The organism is Microbacterium sp., assembly GCF_031178445.1.
In the GTDB taxonomy this organism is placed as follows: Bacteria; Actinomycetota; Actinomycetes; order Actinomycetales; family Microbacteriaceae; genus Microbacterium.
The window spans coordinates 62,462-86,400 of record NZ_JAPSIY010000002.1 but is presented as its reverse complement, the minus strand read 5'-3'; the positions used below and the strand labels follow the sequence as shown (position 1 = coordinate 86,400).

General features: G+C 69.0%; 19 protein-coding genes. 8 read left to right on the top strand and 11 right to left on the bottom strand.

All coding sequences use genetic code 11. The features are described 5' to 3' along the window. Positions 1 to 13 precede the first annotated feature (13 nt). On the top strand, positions 14 to 1,858 hold the full coding sequence (locus tag RIN43_RS03255) for a DUF2207 domain-containing protein (RefSeq protein WP_309127446.1): 1,845 nt from the start codon (positions 14 to 16) through the stop codon (positions 1,856 to 1,858). Positions 1,859 to 1,864: 6 nt separating this feature from the next. On the opposite strand, the gene RIN43_RS03250 is transcribed toward RIN43_RS03255, so the two are convergent. Beyond that, the gene (locus tag RIN43_RS03250; RefSeq protein ID WP_309127445.1) at positions 1,865 to 2,905 is read right to left on the bottom strand and encodes a LacI family DNA-binding transcriptional regulator; all 1,041 of its coding nucleotides are present in this window, start codon (positions 2,903 to 2,905) and stop codon (positions 1,865 to 1,867) included. Positions 2,906 to 3,028: 123 nt separating this feature from the next. On the opposite strand from RIN43_RS03250, the gene RIN43_RS03245 reads away from it, so the two are divergent. Next, positions 3,029 to 5,683, top strand: coding sequence for a family 20 glycosylhydrolase (locus RIN43_RS03245; RefSeq protein ID WP_309127444.1), 2,655 nt, complete (start codon positions 3,029 to 3,031; stop codon positions 5,681 to 5,683). Between the two features lie 105 nt (positions 5,684 to 5,788). On the opposite strand, the gene RIN43_RS03240 is transcribed toward RIN43_RS03245, so the two are convergent. The 9 genes from RIN43_RS03240 to RIN43_RS03200 form a co-directional block, all read right to left on the bottom strand. Then, positions 5,789 to 6,613 (bottom strand): serine hydrolase, encoded by an 825-nt coding sequence (locus RIN43_RS03240; protein WP_309127443.1) that lies wholly within the window; start codon positions 6,611 to 6,613, stop codon positions 5,789 to 5,791. Next, a complete protein-coding gene (locus tag RIN43_RS03235; RefSeq protein WP_309127442.1) occupies positions 6,610 to 7,665 on the bottom strand; it encodes a C45 family peptidase in 1,056 nt (351 codons plus the stop codon). Before RIN43_RS03235 ends, RIN43_RS03240 begins: the two co-directional genes overlap by 4 nt. After that, a complete protein-coding gene (locus RIN43_RS03230) occupies positions 7,662 to 8,498 on the bottom strand; it encodes a serine hydrolase (RefSeq protein WP_309127441.1) in 837 nt (278 codons plus the stop codon). The genes RIN43_RS03235 and RIN43_RS03230 overlap by 4 nt, the downstream gene beginning before the upstream one ends. Then, on the bottom strand, positions 8,495 to 9,469 hold the full coding sequence (locus tag RIN43_RS03225) for an LD-carboxypeptidase (protein ID WP_309127440.1): 975 nt from the start codon (positions 9,467 to 9,469) through the stop codon (positions 8,495 to 8,497). The genes RIN43_RS03230 and RIN43_RS03225 overlap by 4 nt, the downstream gene beginning before the upstream one ends. Then, a complete protein-coding gene (locus RIN43_RS03220) occupies positions 9,466 to 11,118 on the bottom strand; it encodes an ABC transporter ATP-binding protein (RefSeq protein WP_309127439.1) in 1,653 nt (550 codons plus the stop codon). Before RIN43_RS03220 ends, RIN43_RS03225 begins: the two co-directional genes overlap by 4 nt. A gap of 3 nt (positions 11,119 to 11,121) precedes the next feature. Further along, entirely contained in the window at positions 11,122 to 12,033 is a 912-nt protein-coding gene (locus RIN43_RS03215) for an ABC transporter permease (protein WP_309127438.1), read from the bottom strand. Then, positions 12,030 to 13,073 (bottom strand): ABC transporter permease, encoded by a 1,044-nt coding sequence (locus RIN43_RS03210; RefSeq protein ID WP_309127437.1) that lies wholly within the window; start codon positions 13,071 to 13,073, stop codon positions 12,030 to 12,032. Before RIN43_RS03210 ends, RIN43_RS03215 begins: the two co-directional genes overlap by 4 nt. A 61-nt stretch (positions 13,074 to 13,134) precedes the next feature. Further along, positions 13,135 to 14,979, bottom strand: a complete 1,845-nt coding sequence (locus tag RIN43_RS03205) for an ABC transporter substrate-binding protein (RefSeq protein WP_309127436.1) — start codon at positions 14,977 to 14,979, stop codon at positions 13,135 to 13,137. A 300-nt stretch (positions 14,980 to 15,279) separates the two neighbouring features. Continuing rightward, positions 15,280 to 16,392, bottom strand: coding sequence for a M20/M25/M40 family metallo-hydrolase (locus RIN43_RS03200; RefSeq protein WP_309127435.1), 1,113 nt, complete (start codon positions 16,390 to 16,392; stop codon positions 15,280 to 15,282). A 107-nt stretch (positions 16,393 to 16,499) separates the two neighbouring features. Between RIN43_RS03200 and RIN43_RS03195 the strand changes: the two genes are divergently transcribed. From RIN43_RS03195 to RIN43_RS03170, 6 genes are read left to right on the top strand one after another with little or no spacing between them, the layout of a single operon-like run. Next, positions 16,500 to 17,264, top strand: a complete 765-nt coding sequence (locus RIN43_RS03195; protein ID WP_309127434.1) for a GNAT family N-acetyltransferase — start codon at positions 16,500 to 16,502, stop codon at positions 17,262 to 17,264. Then, complete coding sequence (locus tag RIN43_RS03190) at positions 17,264 to 17,941, top strand: SIS domain-containing protein (RefSeq protein ID WP_309127433.1); 678 nt, start codon at positions 17,264 to 17,266, stop codon at positions 17,939 to 17,941. Before RIN43_RS03195 ends, RIN43_RS03190 begins: the two co-directional genes overlap by 1 nt. Then, positions 17,938 to 19,053, top strand: a complete 1,116-nt coding sequence (menC, locus tag RIN43_RS03185) for an o-succinylbenzoate synthase (protein ID WP_309127432.1) — start codon at positions 17,938 to 17,940, stop codon at positions 19,051 to 19,053. The genes RIN43_RS03190 and menC overlap by 4 nt, the downstream gene beginning before the upstream one ends. 15 nt (positions 19,054 to 19,068) lie before the next feature. Continuing rightward, positions 19,069 to 19,938, top strand: a complete 870-nt coding sequence (locus RIN43_RS03180) for an aminodeoxychorismate lyase (protein WP_309127431.1) — start codon at positions 19,069 to 19,071, stop codon at positions 19,936 to 19,938. A gap of 3 nt (positions 19,939 to 19,941) precedes the next feature. Beyond that, positions 19,942 to 21,687, top strand: coding sequence for a membrane dipeptidase (locus RIN43_RS03175; RefSeq protein ID WP_309127430.1), 1,746 nt, complete (start codon positions 19,942 to 19,944; stop codon positions 21,685 to 21,687). After that, entirely contained in the window at positions 21,684 to 23,318 is a 1,635-nt protein-coding gene (locus RIN43_RS03170) for a serine hydrolase domain-containing protein (RefSeq protein WP_309127429.1), read from the top strand. The genes RIN43_RS03175 and RIN43_RS03170 overlap by 4 nt, the downstream gene beginning before the upstream one ends. Here the strand turns inward: RIN43_RS03170 and RIN43_RS03165 are convergent. Continuing rightward, positions 23,234 to 23,935: a DUF2520 domain-containing protein gene (locus tag RIN43_RS03165; RefSeq protein ID WP_309127428.1), complete on the bottom strand. Its 702-nt coding sequence runs from the start codon at positions 23,933 to 23,935 to the stop codon at positions 23,234 to 23,236. The genes RIN43_RS03170 and RIN43_RS03165 overlap by 85 nt on opposite strands. Positions 23,936 to 23,939 lie beyond the last annotated feature (4 nt).

The window sequence follows — 23,939 nt, the reverse complement described above, 5'->3', positions numbered from 1 at the left end:
TTAGCCTCTCAGCATGCGCGCCCTCCCGAACCTCCGCCGGATCGATCTCCGCCGCCGGCTCATCGCAGCGGCCGCGGTGCTGCTCGCCCTCCTCGCGGGGTCGGTGCTGTCGGCATCCGCCGCATCCGCCGAGGTCGATGTCGACGACTTCGACTACTCCTCGTGGAACGCGCGCTACGAGGTCTCGCTCGACGACCACGGCCGTGCGGTGGCGCACGTCACCGAGACGATGGTCGCCGAGTTCCCGGGCTCCGATCAGAACAAGGGGATCGTGCGCGGCTACCCCGAGCGCTATCAGGGCGCAGGACTGAGCCTCAGCATACGCTCCGTGACTGACGGCGCAGGACGTCCGGTGCCGTACGAGACCGAATCGGACGACGGCGTGCTGTACGTCCTGACCGGGGACGACTCCTACGTCCACGGCAGCACCACTTACGTGATCGAGTACACGATGCGCGATGTGATGATCGCCGGCGGCGAGACCGGCCGAGATGAGTTCTACTGGGACCTGCTGCCGCTCGACAGCACGCAGGCGATCGGGTCGTTCCGGGCCGACGTCGTCTTCGACCCCGAGCTCGCCGGCGCCCTCACCGGTGACGCGGCCTGCTATCGGGGCGAGCAGGGGTCGGCGCGCACCTGCTCGCTCGACGGTCCGGCGGATGTGGACGGAGCGGCGATGTTCTCGGTGAGCTCCGGCGAGCGCGCCGCGGGCGACGGGGTCACGATCGCGGTCGGCTTCGAACCGGGAACGGTCACCCAGCCGGAATCACGGACACCGAATCCGCTGGCCGACATCGGCCCCGCCGTCGTCGCAGGGGGCTCCCTCGCGGCCGGGGCCGGTGTTCTCGGCAGCGTCGCCGCGTTCACCCGCCGTCGCCGCGTCGCGACCGGCGTGATCATCGCGCAGTACGACGTCCCGGCCGACATGCCGCCGCTCGCCGCCGCCCCGCTGATTCCCGGCGCGGACCACCCGGTGCCCGCACAGCTCGTCCACCTGGCCGTACGCGGCGCGCTGCGCATCGAGGAGGCGCCGTCCGCCAAGGGCGGCGCCTCCCGTCCATCACTGCGCCTGCTCGACCGCGGCGCCGCCGCATCCGACCTCGACCTCCGCACCCTCGACGCGCTCTTCGGCGGGGAGAAGACGGTTCGCACCCTGCCTGCGAAGAGCGAGAAGTTCAGCGGGCGCATGGCGAAGCTGCTCGACCGCGGTGTCGAGGATGCCGCGCGGCGAGGCTGGACCACGAAGGAACGCAGCCCGCTCGCGGCCGCGTTCGGCTGGATCTCGGCCGGGCTTCTGGCATGCGCCCTGGCCTTCCTGATCTGGAGCATCTCGCTCGACAGAGACACCCTTCCCCTGGCGGTGATCGCGTTCATCGTGGCAGCCGTCGGCACCCTGTTCACCCTGTTCATCGCGTTCGCCCGGCACACGGTGCTCACGCCCGATGGCGCGCGGTGGCACGAGCACCTGATGGGCGTGCGCGAGTTCATCCGGGTCGCCGAGGCCGACCGCATCCGGATGCTGCAGTCGTACGAAGGGGCCGAGCGCCGCGCCGACGGCGGCGTCGACACAGTCCTGCTCTACGAGCACCTGCTGCCGTACGCGATGCTGCTCGGCGAGGAGAAATCCTGGGCGAAGGTCCTGGAGCAGACCTATGCCGACGCGGGAACGACGCCGGCGTGGACGGATGCCGCACGCGGCACCGGCTTCGCCCTGTGGATGTCGTCGTTCTCCTCCTCCACGCAGTCAGCCGCCACCTACAGCTCGCCGACGTCGGGCTCGTCGTCCGGAGTCGGCGGTTCGACCGGCGGCGGATTCTCCGGCGGCGGCGGAGGAGGCGGCTTCTCGGGCGGGCGCTGACCCCGGTCAGTGCGCCTGCGGCGCGTCGGCGATCGAGCCCCGGTCGCGCAGCACGGCCGCTTCGATGGCGATCGCTTCGGCGGAGTGCTCGGAGATCTCGGCGAGTATCGCCGCGGCGGAGCGCCGTCCGAGTGCGAAGGGGTCACGCCACAGCGCTGACAGCGGCGGCGATGTGGCTTCGCACAGAGGCGAGTCCTCCCACGACACGATGCTCAGCTTCTCGGGCACCGCCACCGCGTCGGCTCTGGCGCAGCGCAGCACCGCCACGGCGAGCTGATCGTTGTCGGCGATGATGGCGGTGGGCTCGGATGGGCGCAGCGCTCGCCACGCGGCAGCAGCCTCGTCGGCCCCGTAGTGCGTGTGGATCACGGTGAGGGGCGCAACGCCCGCTCGCGTCATCGCCTCCCGGTAGCTCTCGGCGCGGTCGACCGCGTGCGCGAAGTCGGAGGGCCCCGCGACATAGGCGATGCGACGGTGCCCTCTCTCGCGCAGCACCTGCACAAGCTCGGCCATGGGCGACGCGTCGTCGGCGCCGACCGCGGCGAGAGTCTGCTCGGCGTGCCCTTGACCACCAACGAGCACAGCAGGCATGCCGAGCCGGACGAGCACCGCGGGTCGCGGATCGTCGATGCGAGGGTCGACGACGATCACGCCGTCCACGCGGCCCTGCGCCGCCCACCGGCGGTACACCTCGATCTCGGATGCCAGCGAGTCGGCGATCTGGAACGTCAGCGTCATGCCCCGCGGCGACAGCGCCGCCTGGATTCCCGCGATGAATCGCAGGTAGAACGTGTCGCTCGCGAGGGCGTCGGGCTCTCGCGCCAGCACCAGCCCGATGGAATCCGTGCCCTGCCCTGCCAGCGCCCGCGCCGCCGTGTTCGGCTGCCAGCCGCGCTCGCGCGCCGCCTCGACGACTCGAGCCCTGGTCTCCTCGCTCACCCCGGCCTTGCCGTTCAGCGCATAGGAGACGGCCGCGTGCGACACTCCGAGTTCGGCGGCGAGTTCGCGGATCGTCAGTCGCGGGGTCGGGCTGTCCGCAGTGGCCATCCTGCGAGCGTATCGCGCGGCATGGGACGCACGATGATCCCCGCTCGAGCGCTTCACGAAGCGCAGCTTAACCGTGTAATCTCGAACGGACCAGCATCCGGCAACCAAGAGGAGTACGAAGACGTGCGAAACAGAAGAACGATGGCGCTGGCGTCATGCCTGGCCGTGGCAGGCGCCCTCCTGCTCGCGCCGGGCGCGCCGACCACGCCGGCCGCAGCAGAAGAGGGTCCCGCACTGATCGACGGCGGGTTCGAGTCGGGAGAATGGGGCGCCCAGACCCAGCACAACCATGCCTCGCTCGTGACCCCCGGAGCCGACGGCACCGGCACGGCCGCGCAGATCGGTCTCGCCTACGCCGACGCCACCACCCAGACCCCCATCGGCGGCAACCTCCCGGTGCGCGGCACCGGTGTGGACCGCGGCATGGTGAACAAGACGGTCACCGGCGTGCAGCCCAACACGACCTACCGGTTCTCGGTCACACTGAAGGGCAAGGGCATCCGCTGGGGCATCTTCGACACCGAGAACGCGCCCTACTACCGGGGCCTGGCCCGCGGCGACGGCGGCGGAGAGTACGCAGCCGGCATCACCACGCCCGGTGACGGCACGCAGTGGAGCACCTACACCACGACGATCACCACCGGGCCGCGCACGACAGAGCTGAACGCGTTCTGCCTGGTGGGCGGCAACACCTCTCCGGCGTTCTGCGACGACTTCCGCATCGCCGAGGTGGGCCCCGCCACCACGCCGCAGGAGGCTCCGGCCTCATGGGACGCCCCGCCCCTCGGCGAGAACGGCTTCCCCGTGACCATCCCCGCCGTGCAGAGCTTCGCAGCCGGCGACGGGGAATGGGATGCCCCGCTCCAGGAGTTCATCGTGGATGCCGCATCCGCGGACCGCATCACGGATGAGGTCGACCTCGGTGCGGCCAGCATCCGCGAGCTGGGCGTCACCGACGACGCGACCCTGTCGATCGGCGACGAGCCCGCCGGCGAGAACAGCGTATTCATCCGCCTCGGCGACGTGCCGATCCCCGACACCGCGCCGGAGAACGCGCGAGAGCTCTCGGCGGAGGCGTACGCCATCGAGACGACCGAGGAGGGCGTGACGATCACCGCGGGCGGCGAGCCCGGCGTGCTGCACGCACTGAGCACGCTCGGCCAGGCGCTGCAGAGCACCGAGGCCGCGACCGGCACGGCCTCGCTGCCCGTCGGCACCGCCGTCAACTGGACCGACATGCGCTTCCGCGCGCTGCAGGTCGACTCCGGCCGCCGCTTCTACTCGATCGACTGGCTGAAGGATCAGATCAAGGACCTCGCCTGGACGAGCATGAACACCATGGTCCTGCGCGTCAAGGACGGTCAGGGCCTGCGCGTAGAGAGCGAGGTCTTCCCCGAGCTGGTCGATCACCTTCCCGACGGCGGCTCGTGGTCCAAGGCCGAGGTGCGCGAGCTCGTGGAGTTCGCCCGCCAGTACCACGTCACGATCATCCCCGAGTTCGATATGCCCGCCCATGCCACGCTCGACTCGAAGGTGTTCACAGAGCCCGGATACATGCTCGCCGGCGAGGCGTACAACTACTCCCGACCCGACGTGCGCGAGCGACTGGCCGACGTGGCGGTCGAGATGGGCGGGCTGTTCGACGCCCCCTATGTGCACATCGGCGCCGACGAGTTCATGGCGCTCGACGAGCAGACCGTGCTGCGCGACTGGATCCGCGAGGAGACCGGAGACGACTCCGCCACCACTCGAGACTCGTACGCCTGGTTCCTGAACTACGTCAACGCCGCGCTGGAGGATGCCGGGCGCAAGACCATGGTCTGGAACGACCAGCTGAACGGGCGCAACAAGGTCGTGCCGCTTGACGAGGACATCACGGTCATCTTCTGGGCCGAGATCTACGGCTCGGTCGACGCCAACGATCTGCTCGCCGAAGGGCGCCAGGTGATCGGCTCGTCGTCCGACCTGTACCACGACCTGTGGCCCACCATGGGCACGGCCGACCTCACCTCGGGCGACACGCGCAACGGATCGGTGATCAACCGCCCGCTGCCCGAGTACGCCTGGAAGCACTATCCCGACCCGTACACGTTCTCGGGCGGCTGGGGCGATCCGTATCCCGCGCTTCCAGAACTGCGTGACAACGTCGCCGGTCAGTTCTTCCCGATCTGGGACGACGCGCACGGCTGGGCTCCGGAGCACGTGCTGACCCAGACCCTGCTCCCCCGCCTGCGCCTTTTCGCGCAGACCGTCTGGAACTCGCCGCAGCAGGTCGACTCGTTCGCGCAGTTCGACCCCTACCTGCGCTTCCTCGGCCATTCGCCGTTCTTCGGCGAGGAGCCGGTGCTCGAGGTGCCTCGCACCCCCGAATGGGACGTGTCGGTCGACGTCGACCCGAAGGCGGGTTCAGCGGTGAAGCCGGGCACGAAGGCGACGTGGACCATCACCCTCTCAGCCGGCGACGCCGAGGTGAAGGGGGCACAGGCCGACATCGACCTGGCGGACGTGCTCGACAACACGGCCGCCGAGAAGGTGTCAACGACCGCCGGAACCGTGGCACGCAGCGGCTCCGACGTCACCTGGAAGGGCGATCTTCCCGTGGACGGCGAGGTCCGCATCACCGTGACCGCGCGCGTCACCGGCCCCGTGAAGGCGCCGAAGGACGACTCTGCATGGAACGATCGCGTCGTGCTGTCGGTCAGCGGCACCGCGCCGCGCGCGAACCTCACCTCGTGCGAAGGCTGCACGGATGCAGGTCTGACGGTGCGCAAGCCCTGACCGACGCGACACCGCGCCGACCGGAGATGGAGAACGCAGGTTCCCGAGCCGAGGAACCTGCGTTCTCCATCTCTGCATCGCGCGGGACCGTGCGCCCTTCCGCGATCAGCTGCTCGGCGAGCCCAGTTCGGCGCGGATCGCGTCACCGGCGTTGCGCATCACCTGCAGCGCTCGATCGCGCGCAGGGGTGCCCCGCTCCCAGTTGATCAGCACGGCGTAGGCGATCCGCCGCGTTGGTGACATCACGAGCCCCATGTCGGCACGAACGGTGCTGATCGTGCCTGTCTTGTTCCACAGCCAGACGTCCCGGTCGAAGAAGTAGTGCGCGAGGGGATCGAGCCCGAACGGCGAAGCGACCATCGACAGATCCATGCCCGCCCCGAGCCAGCGTTGCAGCGTGTCGCTCGACGCAGAGCTGAGGTCGACGGCATCGGCCGTGCGCTGCACGAATCGCAGCAACTCCTCGGCGCTGGCATGGGAGAGGGTCCGCGGCGCCCCCGGCGGCAACGGCCAGCGAACGACATCGTCAAGGCTCGAACCGGCGTAGCCCAGCGCGCGGGTGTGCGCGCCGACCTGGTCCAGGCCGATCACGCGGCACAGCGTGTTGGTCGCCGCGTTGTCGCTCGTCGCCCCGATGAGCGCGGCCACGTCATAGAGGGTCAGCGAGTCCTGTTGCAGCAGGTACCAGATACCGGAGTTGTCGATCTGCTCCACCGGCCTGCGGGTCACCCGCTCCTCGAGGCTGCGCTCGCCACGATCGACCTCGGTCAGCAGCCGGTGCAACAGGAAGATCTTGCCGACGCTGGCCGTGTCGAGGACCCGCTCCGACTGGTGACGGAAGAGCTCCACGCCGGTGTCGATATCGGCGGCGATCGCCGAGATCGCAAGCCCCGGGAAGTCCCGCTCGAGCGCGTCGAAACCGATCGTCACAGCTGCACCCGCTCTCCTCGTGCGAAGGCGCTCAGCCTGCCGCGCCAGCGCGGCCCGCTGCCCTGCACGAGCACCTCGTCTGCGGCGGTCTCGACGACCGCTGTCACACTCGTCCACAGATCCTCCGAGCGACCGAGGACCCCGGGGGCGCGCAGCGCCGCGAACACGTCCTCCGCGTCCGCGGGCGTCGCGCAGGCCGCCTCGAGGGCGCGCAGGCGGCTGCGACTCTCCCGCAGCCACGGGTCGTCCTCCGGCACCGCGAGACCGTCTCGGGTGCCGTCGAGAAGACGCAGGTGGTTGGTGTGCCGATGGCGACCCGAGGCGGCCTCGACCCGACCGGCCGCGTTCTCGATCAGATCGACGCGCCCCGCGGCATCCGCCACGTCGAATGCGAAACCGCCCGCACAGGGAACCTCCGAGAGCGTGGCGCGCGCCGCGTCTCCGGTGACCTGACGCTGCGCGTGCCGTGCGACGAGATGACGGCCTGCCCCCGCAGTGCATGCGGTGACGACCGGGACGTGGTCCATCCCGAACGTCAGACCGGCCTCGGTCGTCACGAACGCGTTCGACGGCAGCATCCCGGGGTACCACACCGCCGTCAGTGCGGGATCTCCCTCGATGTCGAGCGTGACCAGGCGGATCTTCTCGTGCAGTTCGCCGTCGCCGTCTTCGTTGTGCCCCATCACGGCCCCCGACCCGGTGACGAAGGCCATGTCGCTGCACCCTGTGCCGTCGCGTCCGAGGTCGCCGCGCAGATTGCGGGCCCAGATCTCGCGCTCGGGAATGCCTGCGCCCTCGGCGATCCAGGCGAGCTCCTGTGATTCCAGCGGCAGCAATGCGCGCGTCGAGGCGATGACGGCATCCAGCCGGTCAGCCGCGACGCCGTCAGCGCGGCGCACCTGCGCCTCCCATGAGCCGCCGGGAAGGTGCCGGAAGGAATGGATCTCGTCCGCGTGCTCCTCGCCGAGACATCGCATGACCTCGGCGCGCTCACCGCGGAAGACGCTCCACGACAACCCGGAGACGGGTTCCAAATGCGTGATCTTCGTCATGCGTCCGCCTCGGCGCGGCCGCGACCGGTGACATGCCGACGAATGCCCTCCCCCAGCCCGCGCATCGCGTCGATCACGGGTGCGCGAAGGTCTTCGGATCGCCCCTTCCAGTTGGCCGCGACCGCGTACGCGACTGTCGCTGTCGGTCCTTGCAGCCAGCCGATGTCGATGCGCGCGAAACTCGTGCTCCCGGTCTTGTGCCGCAGCAGCATCCCCTGATACTCGGGGTCGGGGTGCGCGAGCGGATCGAGCATGAACGCGTCCGCGAGCATCGACGTGTCCGTGCCGGTCGCCAGCCAGGCCAGCACCTGCTCGCTCACGGCGGGCGAGACGACATCGCCTGCACCGAGCCGGCGCATCAGGTCGGCGAGCTCGCGTGCCGTGCCGTACGACGGGGTCCAGGGCATCTCGGGGGTGCGCTCGTTGCGGATGTAGTCGTGCAGCGAAGTGTCGCGGTAGCCGAGCTCAGCGGCGACCGCGCGTACGTCATCGACACCGCACAGCGAGATCAGCGCGTTGGTGGCGAGGTTGTCGCTGACCGCGCCGACCAGCAGGGCGGCATCGTGAACCGTCAGGGCCTGATCGAGCATCCGGTAGAGCAGACCGGAGTCGGCCACGACGTGCTCAGCCGGTATCCGCACTCGCTGATCCTGGCTCAGCCGTCCGTCGGCGAGCCTCCTGGCGACCTCGATCAGCAGGAACACCTTGCCGATGCTCGCCGTCTCGCAGACGGCATCCGGCTCATGCTCCGCCAGGGCGTCCCCCGTGAGGGCGTCCACCACGCGCACCGACCACCGCGCCCGCGGATCGAGCGGCGGCATGGCGATGGTCATGACGATTCCTCGTCGACGACCAGCGCGACACCGTGATCGCCGCCCCCGAAGGAGGCGTGCAGTCTGCCGCTGACGTTCAGCGGCACGCTCAGCGCATTCGGATCGTGCCCGAATCCCTGCTCCCACAGCACCGGCACGCCGAGATCCGCGAGGTACTCCTGCATCAGCGCCTGCACGGCGGCGAGGTCGCCGCATCCGTGCCACGATCCGAGCACGATCCCGGATGCGGCCGTCAGCCGACCGGCGCGCTGCAGCTGCAGCAGGAAGCCGTCGAGCCGGTAGAGCTCCTCGTTGATGTCCTCGAGGAACAGGATGCCGTCCTGGCATCGCTCCGCCTCCGGCGCACCCTGACTTCCGGCGAGCAGACTCAGGTTGCCTCCGGTGAACAGACCCGCCGCGTCCCCTTCGGCGAGCACGCCGGTCGCAGGACCGATGATGCTGCGCCCGCCCCACGGCTCGAAGAGCCAGCGACGAGTGTCCTCCCGCGCCTTCTCCGAATCGCGGAACACGTCGTTGCCTGCCATGGGGCAGAACAGCGTCGGCACGTCGAGATGAACCCGGAACGCCTCGTGAAGGGCCGTGATGTCCGACGAGCCGGTCAGCAGCTTGGGGCGCCCGTCGCGCCTGGTGGACGCCTCGCGCATCGCCGTCCAGTCGATTCCGTCGAGCAGGCGCATTGCGCCGTAGCCGCCGCGTATGCACACGACCGCGTCGGTGTCGGGATCCGACCACGCCTCGACGAGATCCTGACGACGCCGGTCGTCCGGTCCGGCGAGGTACTCGGCGCGCGGATGCGGCTGCAGCACGTGATCGCCGACGATCACGTTGAGCCCCCACGCCTCGTAGTAGGCCACGGCCCGCGCGAGGCTGTCGGGCTTGCCGAGCCCTGACGGAGACACGAATCGCACGGTGTCGCCGGGGCTGAGAGGGGCGGTGCCGAGATATGCGTCCTTCGTCGCAGCAGCGGTCACGCCGTCGCCCTTTCGATGGTGGGAGCCGCAGCGAGCAGCTTCCTGGTGTACGGATGCTGCGGGTCGAGCAGCACCTGTTCGGTCGGCCCGTGCTCGACGATCTCACCGTCCACCATCACGGCGACGGTGTCGGCGATGTTCCACGCCAGGCCCAGATCATGGGTGATGACCAGGGCGCTCAGCCCGAGCCGCTCCCGCAGCGACAGCAGCAGCGCCAGGATCTCGCCGCGCACCGACGCATCCAGGGACGCCACCGGCTCGTCAGCGAGGAGCACCTGCGGGCCCACGGCGAGCGCCCCCGCGATCACGGCCCGCTGGCGCTGACCGCCGGAGAGCTCCTGCGGGATGGCCCCGAAGTACTTCTCCGGCGGCGTGAGCTCGGCATCCGTCAGGCTCTGGGCCACGCGTTCCCGCTCGTCACCGCGGTAGCGCTGGACACGCAGTCCCTCCGCTACCGACTCGTACACGCTGAGCTTCGGGTTCAGGGCTGCGGCCGGGTCCTGCAGCACCATCTGGACCTCGCCGCGGAAGGCCCGCAGCGCCTTGCCCGCTCGGGGGAGGTCGGCGCCCCGGAACTGCACCACCGATCCTTCGTCCGCGCTCTGCAGGCCGATCAGCGTGCGCGCCAGGGTGCTCTTGCCGGAACCGGATTGCCCGACGAGGGCGAGGATCTCACCGCGATGGATGTCGAGATCCACCGACTTGACCGCCCGCATGGTGCTGCCGCCGGAACGATAGGTGACGCTGACACCCCGCGCGCGCAGCAGGACCTCCTCGGTCATGGCGTTGGCGGCAGCATCCGGGTCCTGCGAACGCTCCCTCCTCGTCACGGGGTTCAGACGCGACTGCGGATCACCGATCGTCGGGAACGCCTCGGCGAGCTGCCTCGTGTACGGATGCTCCGGGCGCGTGCAGATCTGCTGCGCGTCGCCGAGCTCGACCACCCGTCCGTCGCGCATCACGGCGATGCGCTCGCAGGCCGTCGCCAGCACCGAAAGGTCATGGCTGATCATGAGCAGCGAGATGCCGCGCTCTGCCACCAGCCGGCTGATCATGTCGAGGATCTGCTTCTGCACGATCACGTCCAGAGCGGTGGTGGGCTCGTCGGCGATGATGATGTCGGGCTCGCAGGCGAGCGCCATCGCGATCATGACCCGCTGCTTCTGCCCGCCCGACAGCTCATGCGGGTAGGAGTCCGCCTTGCGGACCGGAAGGTCGACGGCCGCCATGAGCTCTCGCAGCCGCGCCGCCCTGGCCTTGTCGGTCTTCCACTTGTCGGTCACGTGCAGCTGCAGCGCCTCGAGGATCTGGTTGCCGACGGTCTGTACGGGGTTGAGCGAATGCATCGCGCCCTGGAAGACGATGGACGCCTCAGCCCAGCGCAGCGCTCGCAGCTGTCCGAAGCTCAGCGACTGCACATCGGTGTCGCCGATGAGGATGCGTCCCTCGATCCGTGCGGAGCGCGGCAGCAGTCGCAGCACGCTCATCACCAGGGTCGACTTTCCCGACCCGGATTCGCCCGCGATCCCGAGGGTGCCGCCGGAGGGCAGGCTCAGCGAGACGTCGGAGACGGCCGGCACCTCGCCTCGATCGTTGCGGCCGGAGGTGCGATAGGTGATCGAGACGTCTTCGAATGTCAGATCGGGCATGGATCACCGGTTCCTCAGGGTCGGATTGACGATGTTCTCCACGGCACGGCCGACCAGGGTGAACGCGAGCACGACCAGGACGATCGCGAGACCGGGCACCAGCACGTACCACCAGTAGCCGCTCGTCGCCGCGGAGACATCCATGGAGTTCTTCAGGATCGCTCCCCACGACTGCAGCGTCGTGTCGCCCAGCCCGAGGAACGACAAGGTGGATTCGGCGATGATCGCCGATCCGACCGTCAGGGTGGTGTTCGCCAGCACCAGCGGCAGCACCGCGGGCAGCAGGTGCTTCACGATGATGTGCCAGTGGCCGGCACCGAGGACGCGGGAGCGCTCGACGTAATCGCGGCTCTCGACCGACAGGGTCTGCGACCGGACCACACGTGCGGTACCGGCCCACGACGTGAGGCCGATGGCGATCACGATCGTCCACACCCCGCGTGAGAGCACCGAGGACAGCACGATCGCGAGGATCAGCGAAGGCAGCACGAGGAAGAAGTCGATGAGGCGCATGAGCAGGCCGCCCCAGAATCCGGTGAAGTGACCAGCGGCTATGCCGACGATCGTACCGATGACCATCGACATCGCCGTGGCCGCGAAGCCGACGACCAGCGACACCTGGGCGCCCCACAGCATCCGGACCCAGATCTCGCGACCCTGGTGATCGGTGCCTAGCGGATGCTCCCACGAAGGCGGCGCGAACCGGGGCGCCCCGTCGAGCCGGGTGACGTCGAGCATCCACGCGGGCGCCAGGACGGGCGCCAGCGCCGCGAGCACGATGATGACGACGAGGAAGCCGATGCCGATCATCCCGGCGCGATGCCGGGCGAACTCGCGGCAGAACTCCGCGAAGGCGGCGCGGCGGCGGTCCCACGTCATCGCCTGGGGCGAGCGGAGTGCTGGTTGACTGCTCATGCCTGCCTCACTCGGGGGTCGAGGAACCGGTAGATCAGATCCGCGATGAGGTTCATCGCGATGATGATGGCGGAGAACACCACGAAGGTCCCCTGAAGCAGCGGCAGGTCGGGCCCCGAGATCGCCTCATAGGTGAGCTTGCCGAGTCCCGGCCAGCTGAAGACGGTCTCGACGGTGACCGCACCTGCGATCAGACCGCCGATGTGCATGAAGACGAGCGTGACGGTGGGCAGCAGCGCGTTCGGCACGGCGTGACGCCGACGCACGAGGTCTTCGCGCAAGCCCTTGGCGCGGGCGGTCGTGAGATAGTCCGCGCTCTTCTCCTCCATAACCGAGGCGCGCATGACCATGACGTACTGTGCGTAAACCACGGCCACCATGGTGATCACGGGGAGCACCATGTGCGATGCGACATCGCCGATCAATCCGAGGGGATCGGACGGCGGATCGGGCGAAAGCATCCCTCCGGTCGGGAACCAGCGCAGCGTGCCGCCGAAGATCATCAGCAGGATCAGGCCGAGCCAGAAGGTGGGCACCGACCACAGCACGAGCGAGGTGCCCGAGGTCACCTTGTCGAACAGCGATCCGTGGTTCCAGCCTGCCCGCTGACCGAGCCAGAGTCCGAGGGCGATCGCGAGGATCGCCGAGGTGCCGGTGAGCAGGATGGTGTTCCAGAAGTAGTCGCCGATGAGAGAGGCGACCGAGGACTTGTAGACGTAGCTCTCACCGAAGTTGAGGGTCGCGACGTTCGCGAGGTAGTCGCCGAACTGCTGCCACATCGGCTTGTCCAGGCCCATCTGGTGACGCAGCTGGGCGGCCTGCTCGGCGTTGAGCTGACGTTCACGGGCGATCGAGGCCACTGGGTCACCCGGAAGGATGCGGAAGGCGAAGAAGCCGAGCAGGATCACCATGGCCATGCTCACGGCGGCGCCGCCGAGCTTGCCGAGGAAGTAGCGCCAGCCGGACACGCTCCGGGGCGGCTCATCGAGCCCTTCCTCTTCCAGGATCACCGCCCCGGTGGACGGCATCATCTCGGTCATCCGTACCTCCTTGCACAGGGTGGGGCCGCTCGCGGCATTCGCCGCGGGCGGCCCCAACAGCTCACTCTACGTCGGCGATCCGTCGACGTCGGAGCAGCATGAACACCACGACGCCGATGATCAGCACGACGATCACGATGCCGACGACGATCAGGCCGACAGGGGCGCCTCCGGCGTCGGCCGCGGATGCGTCGTCGACCGGCTTGAGCGTGCTGTAGCCCCAGTACCCGGCCTGGTTGGCGATGATGCCGCCCTCCTTCGGCTGCAGCGTGAAGCCGGTGAAGCGGTCGGAGCGGTACGCCTCGAGCGAGTTCGCGTACCAGGTCGCGATCTGAGCGGTATCGGTGTAGTTCAGCGCCAGCATGTCGTGCACGATCTGCTGTCGCTTGGTCTCATCGAGCTCAGCGCGCTGCTGCTCGTAGAGCGCGTCGAACTCGGGGTTGCAATAGCCGTCCTGCGAGGTACCACCCGAGCCGTCGGTGCCGGTCGGGAGCGTCGAGCACAGGTTGATGCCCAGCTGGTAGTCCGGGTCGGGGTTCACGCTCCATCCGCTGAAGTAGATGTCGTAGTCGCCCTGCACGGCCTTCGTGCTGATCGTGTCGGAATCCGTGGACTCGACATTGATCTTCACGCCGATCTCCTCCATCCACGGGACGAAGTACTCGGCGATCGACTGCTCCTGCAGGTCTTCCGCGTCCACCAGGAGGCGCAGTTCGAGCTTCTTCCCGTCCTTCTCACGCACGCCGTCTGCGCCTACGGTCCAACCGGCGTCCTCGAGCTTCTGCTTGGCCGCTTCGGGGTCGTAGCCCATGATCACCGGGTCGTCGGCGGGCAGCGTCCATTTGCTGAACGACGCGGGAATGAAGCTCGTCGCCTGCACACCCAGGCCGTCGAGCACGTTCTCGAGCAGCTTCTCGGTGTCGGTGCCCAGTCGGAGCGCCTGGCGCACCTCCCTGTCCTTGAGCGCCTCGTGGCCGGTGCCATAAGGCACGCCGTCGCGAGTGATGAGTCCGACGTTGATGCTGAACGAGTGGTAGCGACGGCCCTCACCCGAGTGCACGGTGATGCCCTTGGCTCCCTCGAGCGCCTCGTACTGGGTCGGGCTGAGACCGGTGACGAGGTCGACCTCACCGGAGCGCAGCGCCTGGACCTGCGCATCGGAGTTGGTGTAGTACACGTACTGGATGCGGTCGACCTCCGGCTTTCCGCGCCAGAAGTTCGGGTTCGCCTTGAGCGTGATGCGCTGGTTCGCCTCGTAGGACTCGAGCAGGTACGGGCCGGAACCGACGACATCCTTGTCGTTCGCGAACTCCGCCGGGTTCTCCACCGCCTCCCAGATGTGCTTCGGCACCACGGGGATCTCGAGGCCGGGGTTGGAGGCCTGCGGTCCCTTCAGCGTGATGGCGACGGTCTTCTCGTCGCGAGCCTCGACGCTCTCGAAGTTCGTCACCAGGTTCCCGTTGGCGACCGCCAGCTCGGGCACCTCCATCATCTGGGTGTAGGTGTAGACGACGTCATCGGCCGTGATCGGCTCGCCGTCGGACCACTTCAGGTCGTCCTGAAGGGTGAAGACCCAGGTCGCGCCGCCGTCCTCGGTGTCCCACGAATCGGCGAGCCCCTTCGTCGGCGAGCCGTCCTCTGCGTCGTTCTGCACGAGGTACTCGTAGACGTAGCGGATGATGTTCGTCGGCGTGAGGTAGATCGACACGAACGGATTGAACGAGTCCACGAAGCCCGACGTGGCGATGCGGAACGTCGTCGGAGACGGCGTGGATTCGGCCGGGGCCTGCTGACCGGCGGCCGACAGGTCTGTGGCGTGCGCCGCTCCGGCGGGCACGGCGATCAGCAGCGCTGCTATCGCCAGCGACGCGATGCGGTGCCGGTGTCTGCGATGGGATACGGACATGTGCGGGGGTTCCTTTCGTCGGGGAATCGTGAACCCTGGGATGGGAGCAATAGAACAGCAAGACTGCCCCCAAGGTCAACCTATTCGTGTCGGATGATCGCGATTGTCTTGCGATCGCAACATGCGCGAAACACTCCATGCAGCTCAGACATCCGCTCAGTATGCCTCTGATCCGCAGATGAAGACCCTGAAATAGCGGGCATCTCTGATCTCATCACCGAACGCGCGCGCATCTTCGCCACACAGCCGTCGTGTGGCACGTTCGGCCACCTCGCATGAGATACGTTTCGTATCCTCGCGCTAGTCGACGATCAGCAGCGCCTCGAGCAGCGCGACGCGCTCGACGAGCGAGGCGATCACGATGTGCTCATCCACCGCGTGGGCACCGCCACCGCGAGCGCCGAACCCGTCGACCGTCGGCAGTCCGAGCGATCCGAGCAGGTTCGTATCGCCCGCGCCGGCCGCCGGCCGACCGGTGATGCGCTGCCCGACTCCGTCCGCGGCGCGCGAGATCTCATTCAACAGGTCCTCATCGGCGGTCGACGCCCGCCACGCCGGTCGATGACTCAGCACCTCGATTCGAAGCGAGGCGCCGTCTCGCCTGGGGCGCAGCGCCCGAATGGCCGCGAGCACGCGGCTCTCGCATTCGGGCTCGACGAACCGGAGGCCGATCTCGGCCTCCGCCTCCGCGGGGACGACGTTCGCCCTTCCCCCGCCTCGGATGGTCCCGACATTGCACAGCACCTCCGAGGGCAGTCCGGGGTCGCTGACGATCACTCGCAGGGCGTGCAGCTGATCGACGAGCTCGTCGATCGCGGAGATCCCGCCCTCGGGGTCGAGCGCGGCATGGGACGCGCGGCCGGAGACCGAGAGACGCACCCGAGTGCTCCCCCGCCGGCCGACCTTCAGCGCGCCGTCCGGATGCGGCGACTCGAACCCGATCGCCGCGCGCACATCGACCGCGCATTCCCTCAGCAGCCCGGTGGTGGTGGGCGAGCCCACCTCTTCATCGCAGACCACGATCGCTCGGAAGGCGCGGTGGCGGCGTCCGCGCACCCGCTCGGCCGCGGCCAGCATGATGAGCAGGCCGCTCTTCATGTCGTAGACGCCAGGGCCGCGTACGACTTCGCCGTCGTCGACCCAAGGCACCTGCGCCTGCAGAGTCCCGGCGGGCCAGACCGTGTCGGAGTGTCCCACGAGCATCAGCGGAGCCCCGTCTCCGGCGACATCCGCGATGACGCTCGTCCCGGCGTCGGTACACACGGTCCTCACCTGCGCGCCGGCGGCGCGCCACCACGCGGCGAGCAGGTCGGCGATCCGTCCGCTCGCAGCCGCGTCGAGCGATGGCGTCTCGATGCGGGTCAGCTGCGCGAGCCGGTCCACCAGCTCCCGTGCCTGCTCGGTAACGTTCATCAGTCCTCCTGCGCCATCATATGAGTCATATCCACCGAGTCGACCGCAGAAGACATCAGCAAAATCAACCCTTCAACTTCGGTTGATCCACACATAGGATACGTATCATGCCGGAACCCACCACCATCCCCCTGCGCGGAGAAACGCTCGTCGGCGATGCGGCGTTCCGGGAAGCCGCTGAACTGTACACCCGGGTCTTCCAGTATGAGGAGCCCGAGTTCTCGCTCAACCCCAATCTGCTCAGCGCCCTCGCCAAGAACGGCGGCTCCGCGGTGGGCGTGCACGACGAAGGCAGGCTGGTCGGCTTCGCGTACGGATTCGCAGGCAGGGATCGCAGCGGCGCCGAGTACCACTACTCGCAGGCGGCCGTCGTCGACCCGGACTATCAGGGGCGCGGGATCGGCCGCCTGCTCAAGGCGTGCCAGCGAGAGGTGGCGCTCGGCTGGGGGCAGCGCCGTATGAGGTGGACCTTCGACCCGTTGCTGAGCCGCAACGCGCACTTCAACTTCGCCGCACTTCAAGCAGAGGGAACCGGTTACGCCGTCGACTACTACGACCGGCCGCGCACCGACCGGATCATCGTCGACTGGGCGCTCGATCGCACCGCCGACCCGTTCGAAGGTGTCCGCACGCTTCCCACCCCGTCGTTCAGCTCCGCAGACTGGGGGCGCGTGTTCAGAGCGACCGAGAACGGCATCCGGACGGCACGTCTGCCCCTTCCTGTCGCAGGCGCCTCAGCGTTCCGCGTCGGAGATCTGCAGGCGAGCATCCGCGACGGGATGCAGGCCATCTTCAGCACAGGGCTCGTCCTGGTCGACTGCACCAGACTGGACGATGAGACGGCGGTCTATCTCGCCGCGGAGGGTCAGTGATGACACGCACAGAGGACGAAGGAGACCGCGCGCTGGTCTCACCCGGCGCGCGGTTCGGCGAGCGCTTCCGCACCAATCTGTCGGCGGAGGTGCTCCAGGCGAAGATCATCGAGACAGAGACGCGATCGCTGGCACGCACATTCGACGAGCTCACCCGCACTGGCGCCGTGTCGCGGGCGGCGACGCTGATCCTCGGGGCACGCAGACGATACATCGCGGGCAGGGGTAAAGCCGTGGCCTACGCGGATCTGCTCGCCGCCGACCTCTCGGCGACGCTGTCGAACGTGTTCCTCGTCGACGACCGTTCCCTGTCGCCGCTCACCGTGCTGACCGACGTCCGCGCGACCGATGTGCTCGTGCTCTTCACCATGCGGCGCTACCGAGAGGAGTCGATCCGGTTCGGCGAGCGCTTCCGCAGGGCGGGCGGTGAGCTCATCGTGGTCACCGACAGCGACGACGCGCCCCTCACCGATGTCGCCTCGGCCGTGATCAAGGTGCATACGCACTCCGCCTCGTACGCGGACTCTCCCACGGCGGTCGCCGCCGTCTGCCATCTGCTGAGCACGCTCACCACTGCCAGTGCGAAGGGCGCGAGACGCCGGCTCGCCGCGCGCGACGAGCTGGCCGCGGACCTCGGACTGCACCATCCGGATCACGACGGAGAGAACCGCCGATGAGGATCGAGCATCTGACGCTCTTCGAGGTGTCGCTGCCGCTCGTGCACAGCTTCGAGACCAGCTCGCACCGCAAGAGCGGCCTGCAGCACATCCTCGTCCGGGCGACCGACGGGGACGGACGGTCCGGTTGGGGCGAGATCGCCTCGCCGTCAGACCCGTACTTCACGTCGGAGACGACGGGCACGGCCTGGCTGATCGCGAACCGCTACCTCGGGCCCGCAGTCCTCGGCAGCGACTGGGATGAGCCCGCGGAGCTCGAGACGGCATGGGCGAGGATCCGCGGACACGAGTTCGCGAAGGCGGGCTTCTCAGCCGCCGCGTGGGATCTGCATGCCCGGTCGCAGGAGCGCTCCCTTGCCGCAGCCCTCGGCGGCACCAGGAGCGAGGTCGTCGCGGGCGTCTCGCTCGGGATCGAGCCGAGCATCGACCAACTGCTCGCCCAGGTCGAACGACAGGTGAGCGCCGGCTACCCCCGCATCAAGCTGAAGATCGCTCCCGGGTGGGATGTCGAACCGGTCCGCGCGGTGCGCTCGCAGCACCCCGACCTGGATCTGCACGTGGATGCGAACGGCGCCTACCCCGACACCGAAGACGCCGCGGCGGTCTTCCGGCAGTTGGACGAGTACGCGCTCACGATGATCGAGCAGCCCTTCACCCCGCGCGATTTTCCGGCGCACGCCCGCCTGCAGCGCCGGCTGGAGACGCCGATCTGCCTCGATGAATCAGTCGTGGCGCTGGCGGATCTGCGCACGATGATCGAGACGAAGGCCGGAAGGGTGCTGAACATCAAGGTCTCCAGGATGGGCGGCCTCTCCGCCGCGAAGCGTGCCCACGACCTCGCGATGGAGGCCGGCATCCCCGTCTGGTGCGGCGGGATGCACGAGTTCGGCGTCGGAAGAGCCGCCAACGTGGCGATCTCCTCCCTGCCGAACTTCACCCTGCCGTCGGATGTGTCCGGCTCCGACAAGTACTACGAGCGTGACGTGATCGTGCCGCCGGTGATCGCCGAACGCGGGCGGGTTCCCGTCCCCCAGGGTCCGGGCATCGGCTACGACGTCGACACCGACTGGGTGCTGAAGAACACAGTGCGCACCGCCGAGCTCGTCGCCTGAGTCCCGAGGATCATCATGAAGCCGCTCATCCTCTTCCGGGTCGATCCGCGCGCCGTCGACCCGGCATCGGCCCTGCAGCGCGTCGAGCCCGATGCACCGCTGCTGACGGCCACAGACCTCGCAGCCACGCGCGGAGACGGCGTCTTCGAGACGATCGTCGTGGTCGACGGCATCCCGCAGGCGGTGGAGGCGCACCTCGACAGATTCGAAAGATCGGCGAGGCTGCTCGATCTGCCCGCGCCCGATCGGGCGGTGTGGCGACGGGCCGTCGAGGCGGTCGCCGCCGAGCTGAGAGTGCCACGCGGTGCGGTGAAATACGTCCTCTCGCGCGGCGACGAGGCGACGGGCGCGCTCACCGGCTGGGCACTCGGATTCGCTCCGCTGCGCCAGCGCGCCGAACCGCCTGCCGAGACCGACGCCGTGCTGCTCGACCGCGGCTATCGCTCCGACGTGGCGAAGACATCCCCGTGGCTGCTGCAGGGCGCGAAGACCCTGTCGTACGCGGTGAACATGGCGGCGAATCGCGAAGCCCGGCGCCGCGGCGCCGGAGAGGTGATCTTCGTCTCGAGCGACGGGTACATCCTCGAGGGTCCCAACTCGACCGTGATCGCCCGCATCGACGGCGAGTACATCACACCGCCCGTCGAGTTCGGCATCCTCCCCGGCACGACTCAGGCGGATGCGTTCGACGCGCTGCGCACCGAAGACGAGCGGGTCGCCGTGCGCGCTCTCACCCCCGCCGATCTGTTCACCGCCGACGCGCTCTGGCTGTGCTCCAGCACCAGGGGCGCCGCTCCGGTGCGATCGCTGGACGGCCGGCCGGTGCCGGTGGACCATGATGTCACCCGGCGCATCTTCGCCCACCTCAATGCTCGAAAGGCCTGATACATGATCCCGGTGATCGACGGACACAACGACCTCGCCTGGGCGCGGCGGGAGCACTACGACCTGTCCACGACCGGGCTCGAAGGGATCGTCCCAGATCTGCACACCGACGCGATAAGGCTGCGCGCGGGCGGCGTCGGCGGGCAGTTCTGGTCGGTGTGGGTCGATCCCGTGCACGAGGGTGCCGCGCAGGTGACCGCCACGCTCGAGCAGATCGATTTCGTCCATCGTCTGGTGCACGACCATCCCGATGTCTTCACGTTCACGCGCACCGCTCATGAGGCGCGCACCGCGATGCGCCACGATCGCATCGCCTCTCTGATCGGCGTCGAGGGCGGGGCGCAGATCGACGGGTCGCTCGGCGTGCTTCGTCAGTATGCGCGGCTTGGCGCGCGGTACATGACGCTCACGTGGAACCACACCACCGACTGGGCCGACGCCGCCACCGATGCACCGCGCCACGACGGGCTCAGCACCTTCGGGCGAGCGGTCGTGCGCGAGATGAACCGCATCGGCATGCTGGTCGACCTCGCGCACGTTTCACCGGCCACCATGCGCGATGCGATCGAGACCAGCACGCGACCGGTGATGGTGAGCCATTCAGGCGCCGCCGCCCTCTGCGATCATCCGCGCAACGTCCCCGACGACGTGCTGGCGGCCATCGGCGCGATGGGAGGGATCGTCATGGTCGCCTTCGTGCCGACGTTCCTCAGCCAGGCTCGCCGTGACTGGTCCCTCGCCGGCGAGGAGGGCGAACCGCCGGCGGTGACCGTCGCCGATGTCGCAGACCACATCGAGCACATCCGCGCGATCGCCGGGGTGCACGCGGTCGGGCTCGGCGCCGACTACGACGGAACGGACGCCATGCCCGCAGGCCTCGGCGACGTGTCCGGCTACCCCCGGCTCCTCGACGAGCTGCGCCGCAGGGGATGGTCCGATGACGATCTGCAGGGCCTGGCGTGGCGAAACGTCCTGAGGGTGCTGGAGGCGTCGGATGCCGACCATCTCGCCTTCCTCTCGGGCCAGGAGGATCGCCCCCGCGTGCTGGTGATCGTGAACGCCGATTCCTCGGGACCCCGGCGCCTGCTGCGCTGGCTGGATGCCGAGGGGGTACGCACGGATGTGCGGCACGGGGCGCACGGCCTGCCTGACGACCTCGACGCCTATGACGGCCTGGTGATGCTCGGCGGGGGCATGATGCCCGACGACGACGAGAAGGGGCCGTGGCTGCCGCACGAGCGGAAGCTCGCATCCGAGGCGATCGAGAGGGATCTGCCGACCCTCGGCATCTGCCTCGGGGGCCAGCTGCTCGCTCAGATCGCCGGTGGCGAGGTGCGGGAGTCGTACGGGGCGAAGGAGCGCGGTTCGACGTCGATCGCCACAACGGACGAAGGCGGTCGGGATGCCGTGATGTCGGCCCTCGGCGCGGCCTCGCCCATGATCGAGAACCACCAGGATCAGATCACGGCCCTGCCGCCCGGTGCGGTGCTGCTCGCCTCAAGCGATGCCGTGACCGTTCAGGCCTTCCGGATCGGGGCGCACGTCCGGGGCGTGCAGTTCCACCCGGAGGTCTCGGCGGACGACCTGCAGTGGTGGCAGGAACCGACGGATCCCGCACCTGGCGACCGCCCCCTCGCCGAGATCGTGGCCGACGCCCATCGTGACGACGCGGAGAACACGGCCGCGAGCCGCATGCTGGTCAGCGGCTTCGCCCGGGAGGTGCGCGAAAGCGCGGAGCGTCGACGGTGAGCAACATCGTGCCCGCAGCGCCGAGCACCGGGATCGCGGGGTTCGCCGATCTGCTCCGGTCCGCGCTCGACGATTCGAGGCATCTCGCCCCGGCCACGGCGGCCGCCGTGGCCTGCCGAGGCGAACTGGTCGCTGTCGACCTGCACGGCGCGCCGAGACGGGATCCGGCTCGAACGGCCGAGGGGACGGTCTTCCGCATCGCGTCGATGACGAAGAGCTTCCTCGCCGCCACCGCTCTGGCACTGCGCGACGACGGCGTGCTCGATCTGCACGCTCCTGCGGCGGAGTACGTACCCGGTCTCGCCGCGGCGACGTTCGGCGGTCGGCCGGTGTCTCTCAGCCTGGCCGCCCTGCTCTCGAACCGCGCCGGCCTCACCGAGGACAACGCGTGGGGCGACGAGCATCTCGGAGAGCCGCGGACGCACATCTCCGAACTCGTGGAGTCCGGCCTGCCGCTCTCGACGTTCCCCGACACCGAGTACCAGTACTCCAACCTCGGCATCTCGATGATCGGTCGTGCGATCGAGGCGGTCGCGGACGCGCCGGTCGAACGCGTCATGCGCGAGCGCATCATCGAACCGCTGGGGCTGAGCCACACCAGACCGGAGGCGTCGCAGTACCCGCAGGGCAGCGACCTCGCCGCCGGTTTCCGCACCTTCGACGAGGGCAGGACCTTCTCTCCGGAGCCGTATGTGGGTTCGGGTGCACTCGCGTGCATCGGCAGCCTGTTCTCGACGCTGGGCGACATCGCCCGGTGGATGCACTTCCTCGGATCGGCCTTCTCCGATTCCCCCCTCGCCCCTGATGTGCTGAGCGCGGAATCGCGAAGAGAGCTGCAGTCGGTGAGAACGATGATCCCGGCGTCGGGTGCCCGTTTCGAGGGCAGGGACGTCGACGGCGTGGGGTACGGCTATGGCGTCGTCGTTGAGCACGACCGACGATTCGGTCGCATCGTGCAGCACGCGGGCGGGCTGCCCGGCTTCTCCTCCCATATGCGATGGCACGTCGCCAGCGGCGTGGGAGTGATCGTCTTCGGCAACTCCGACGCCTTCCGCGCCGGGGCTGTCGCCTCTCGGGCGCTGAACGACGCCCTGACCGCCGTGGATGCGCCCGCCGCGGTCGTGCGGCCCTGGCCGCAGACCCTCGCGGCGGCATCCGCCCTCGATGCGCTCGTGCTCGACGACCGTCCCCTGTCGGATGTGTCCGGTCTGCTCGCGCGCAACGTTCTTCGCGACGTTCCTCTGGAGGTGCGTGCGGCGCGGATGCGCGCGGCGCACGACGAGGTGGGCAGGCCGCTGCGCACCGCAGCACCCCTTGCCGATCGCGTCGTCACGGCGCGCGACGCGGCGTCATTGCGCTGGCGCATCCCGTGTGAGCGCGGCACGCTGATCTGCGACGTCCATCTGATGGGTCTGCGGGAGCCGATCGTGCAGTCGTTCTCGGTGCGGGTCGGCGATGGCACCCGGCCGCGGGGCGAATCCGCGGATGTCTCCGAGCACTACGCGGTGCAGCTTCCCCGAATCACAGAGGAGAGCCTGCACCCGGCTCAGAGGCCCGCCGGAGGCTCGAGCGGGGCGGATGCCTCTCGCAGCGCCTGCTCGACCGTCGACGACACGAGCGCCGAGAGGTAGCCCCCGGGGTTCTCGACGCCCACCCCTCGCAGCAGAGCGGTCGCCTGTCCCACGATGGAGCGGGAGAACGCGGATGCCGTCGCGATCGCCTCGGCGTACGCGGCACGATCCTGCTCGGCGATGACGACAGGCTCGCAGCCCATCTCGACGGCTAGTGCCTGCGCGATGGGCAGAACGGCCGCCGGCGCCGTGACCGCGGCGAAGGCCACCTGCAGCTGCCGCAGGTCGATTGTGGTGCCGGTGAAGGCGATCGCGGGGTGCACGGCGAGCGGGATGGCGCCGCGCTCTGCGGCGGGGCGCAGCACTTCGATGCCGTGCTCCGGATCGGTGTGAAGCACGAGTTGACCCATCTGCCAGCCGCCGAGCTCGGCGATGCCTGCGACCAGTCCTGGCAGTTCCGCGTGCGGCACCGCGATCACGACCAGCTCGCTGCGGCGCACGACCTCGAGGGCGTCGAGCACGGGCGCGCCGGGGAGTACCGCGGCCGCCCTGTCGTCGTCTGAACCGGAGGTGATGCCCGTGATCGCATGGCCGGCGCCGGCGAGGGCGGCGCCGATCACGGGTCCCACCCTTCCTGCACCGATGACGCCGACTCCGAGCCGGCCGTCCCGCCTCATCGGT

Bases quoted from the DNA above. Each gene is read 5' to 3' on its own strand.
- RIN43_RS03255 (WP_309127446.1), top strand. From the start codon at position 14: ATGCGCGCCCTCCCGAACCTCCGCCGGATCGATCTCCGCCGCCGGCTC.
- RIN43_RS03250 (WP_309127445.1), bottom strand. From the start codon at position 2,905: ATGGCCACTGCGGACAGCCCGACCCCGCGACTGACGATCCGCGAACTC.
- RIN43_RS03235 (WP_309127442.1), bottom strand. From the start codon at position 7,665: ATGACGAAGATCACGCATTTGGAACCCGTCTCCGGGTTGTCGTGGAGC.
- RIN43_RS03230 (WP_309127441.1), bottom strand. From the start codon at position 8,498: ATGACCATCGCCATGCCGCCGCTCGATCCGCGGGCGCGGTGGTCGGTG.
- RIN43_RS03220 (WP_309127439.1), bottom strand. From the start codon at position 11,118: ATGCCCGATCTGACATTCGAAGACGTCTCGATCACCTATCGCACCTCC.
- RIN43_RS03215 (WP_309127438.1), bottom strand. From the start codon at position 12,033: ATGAGCAGTCAACCAGCACTCCGCTCGCCCCAGGCGATGACGTGGGAC.
- RIN43_RS03210 (WP_309127437.1), bottom strand. From the start codon at position 13,073: ATGACCGAGATGATGCCGTCCACCGGGGCGGTGATCCTGGAAGAGGAA.
- RIN43_RS03205 (WP_309127436.1), bottom strand. From the start codon at position 14,979: ATGTCCGTATCCCATCGCAGACACCGGCACCGCATCGCGTCGCTGGCG.
- RIN43_RS03200 (WP_309127435.1), bottom strand. From the start codon at position 16,392: ATGAACGTTACCGAGCAGGCACGGGAGCTGGTGGACCGGCTCGCGCAG.
- RIN43_RS03195 (WP_309127434.1), top strand. From the start codon at position 16,500: ATGCCGGAACCCACCACCATCCCCCTGCGCGGAGAAACGCTCGTCGGC.
- RIN43_RS03190 (WP_309127433.1), top strand. From the start codon at position 17,264: ATGACACGCACAGAGGACGAAGGAGACCGCGCGCTGGTCTCACCCGGC.
- menC (WP_309127432.1), top strand. From the start codon at position 17,938: ATGAGGATCGAGCATCTGACGCTCTTCGAGGTGTCGCTGCCGCTCGTG.
- RIN43_RS03180 (WP_309127431.1), top strand. From the start codon at position 19,069: ATGAAGCCGCTCATCCTCTTCCGGGTCGATCCGCGCGCCGTCGACCCG.
- RIN43_RS03175 (WP_309127430.1), top strand. From the start codon at position 19,942: ATGATCCCGGTGATCGACGGACACAACGACCTCGCCTGGGCGCGGCGG.
- RIN43_RS03165 (WP_309127428.1), bottom strand. From the start codon at position 23,935: ATGAGGCGGGACGGCCGGCTCGGAGTCGGCGTCATCGGTGCAGGAAGG.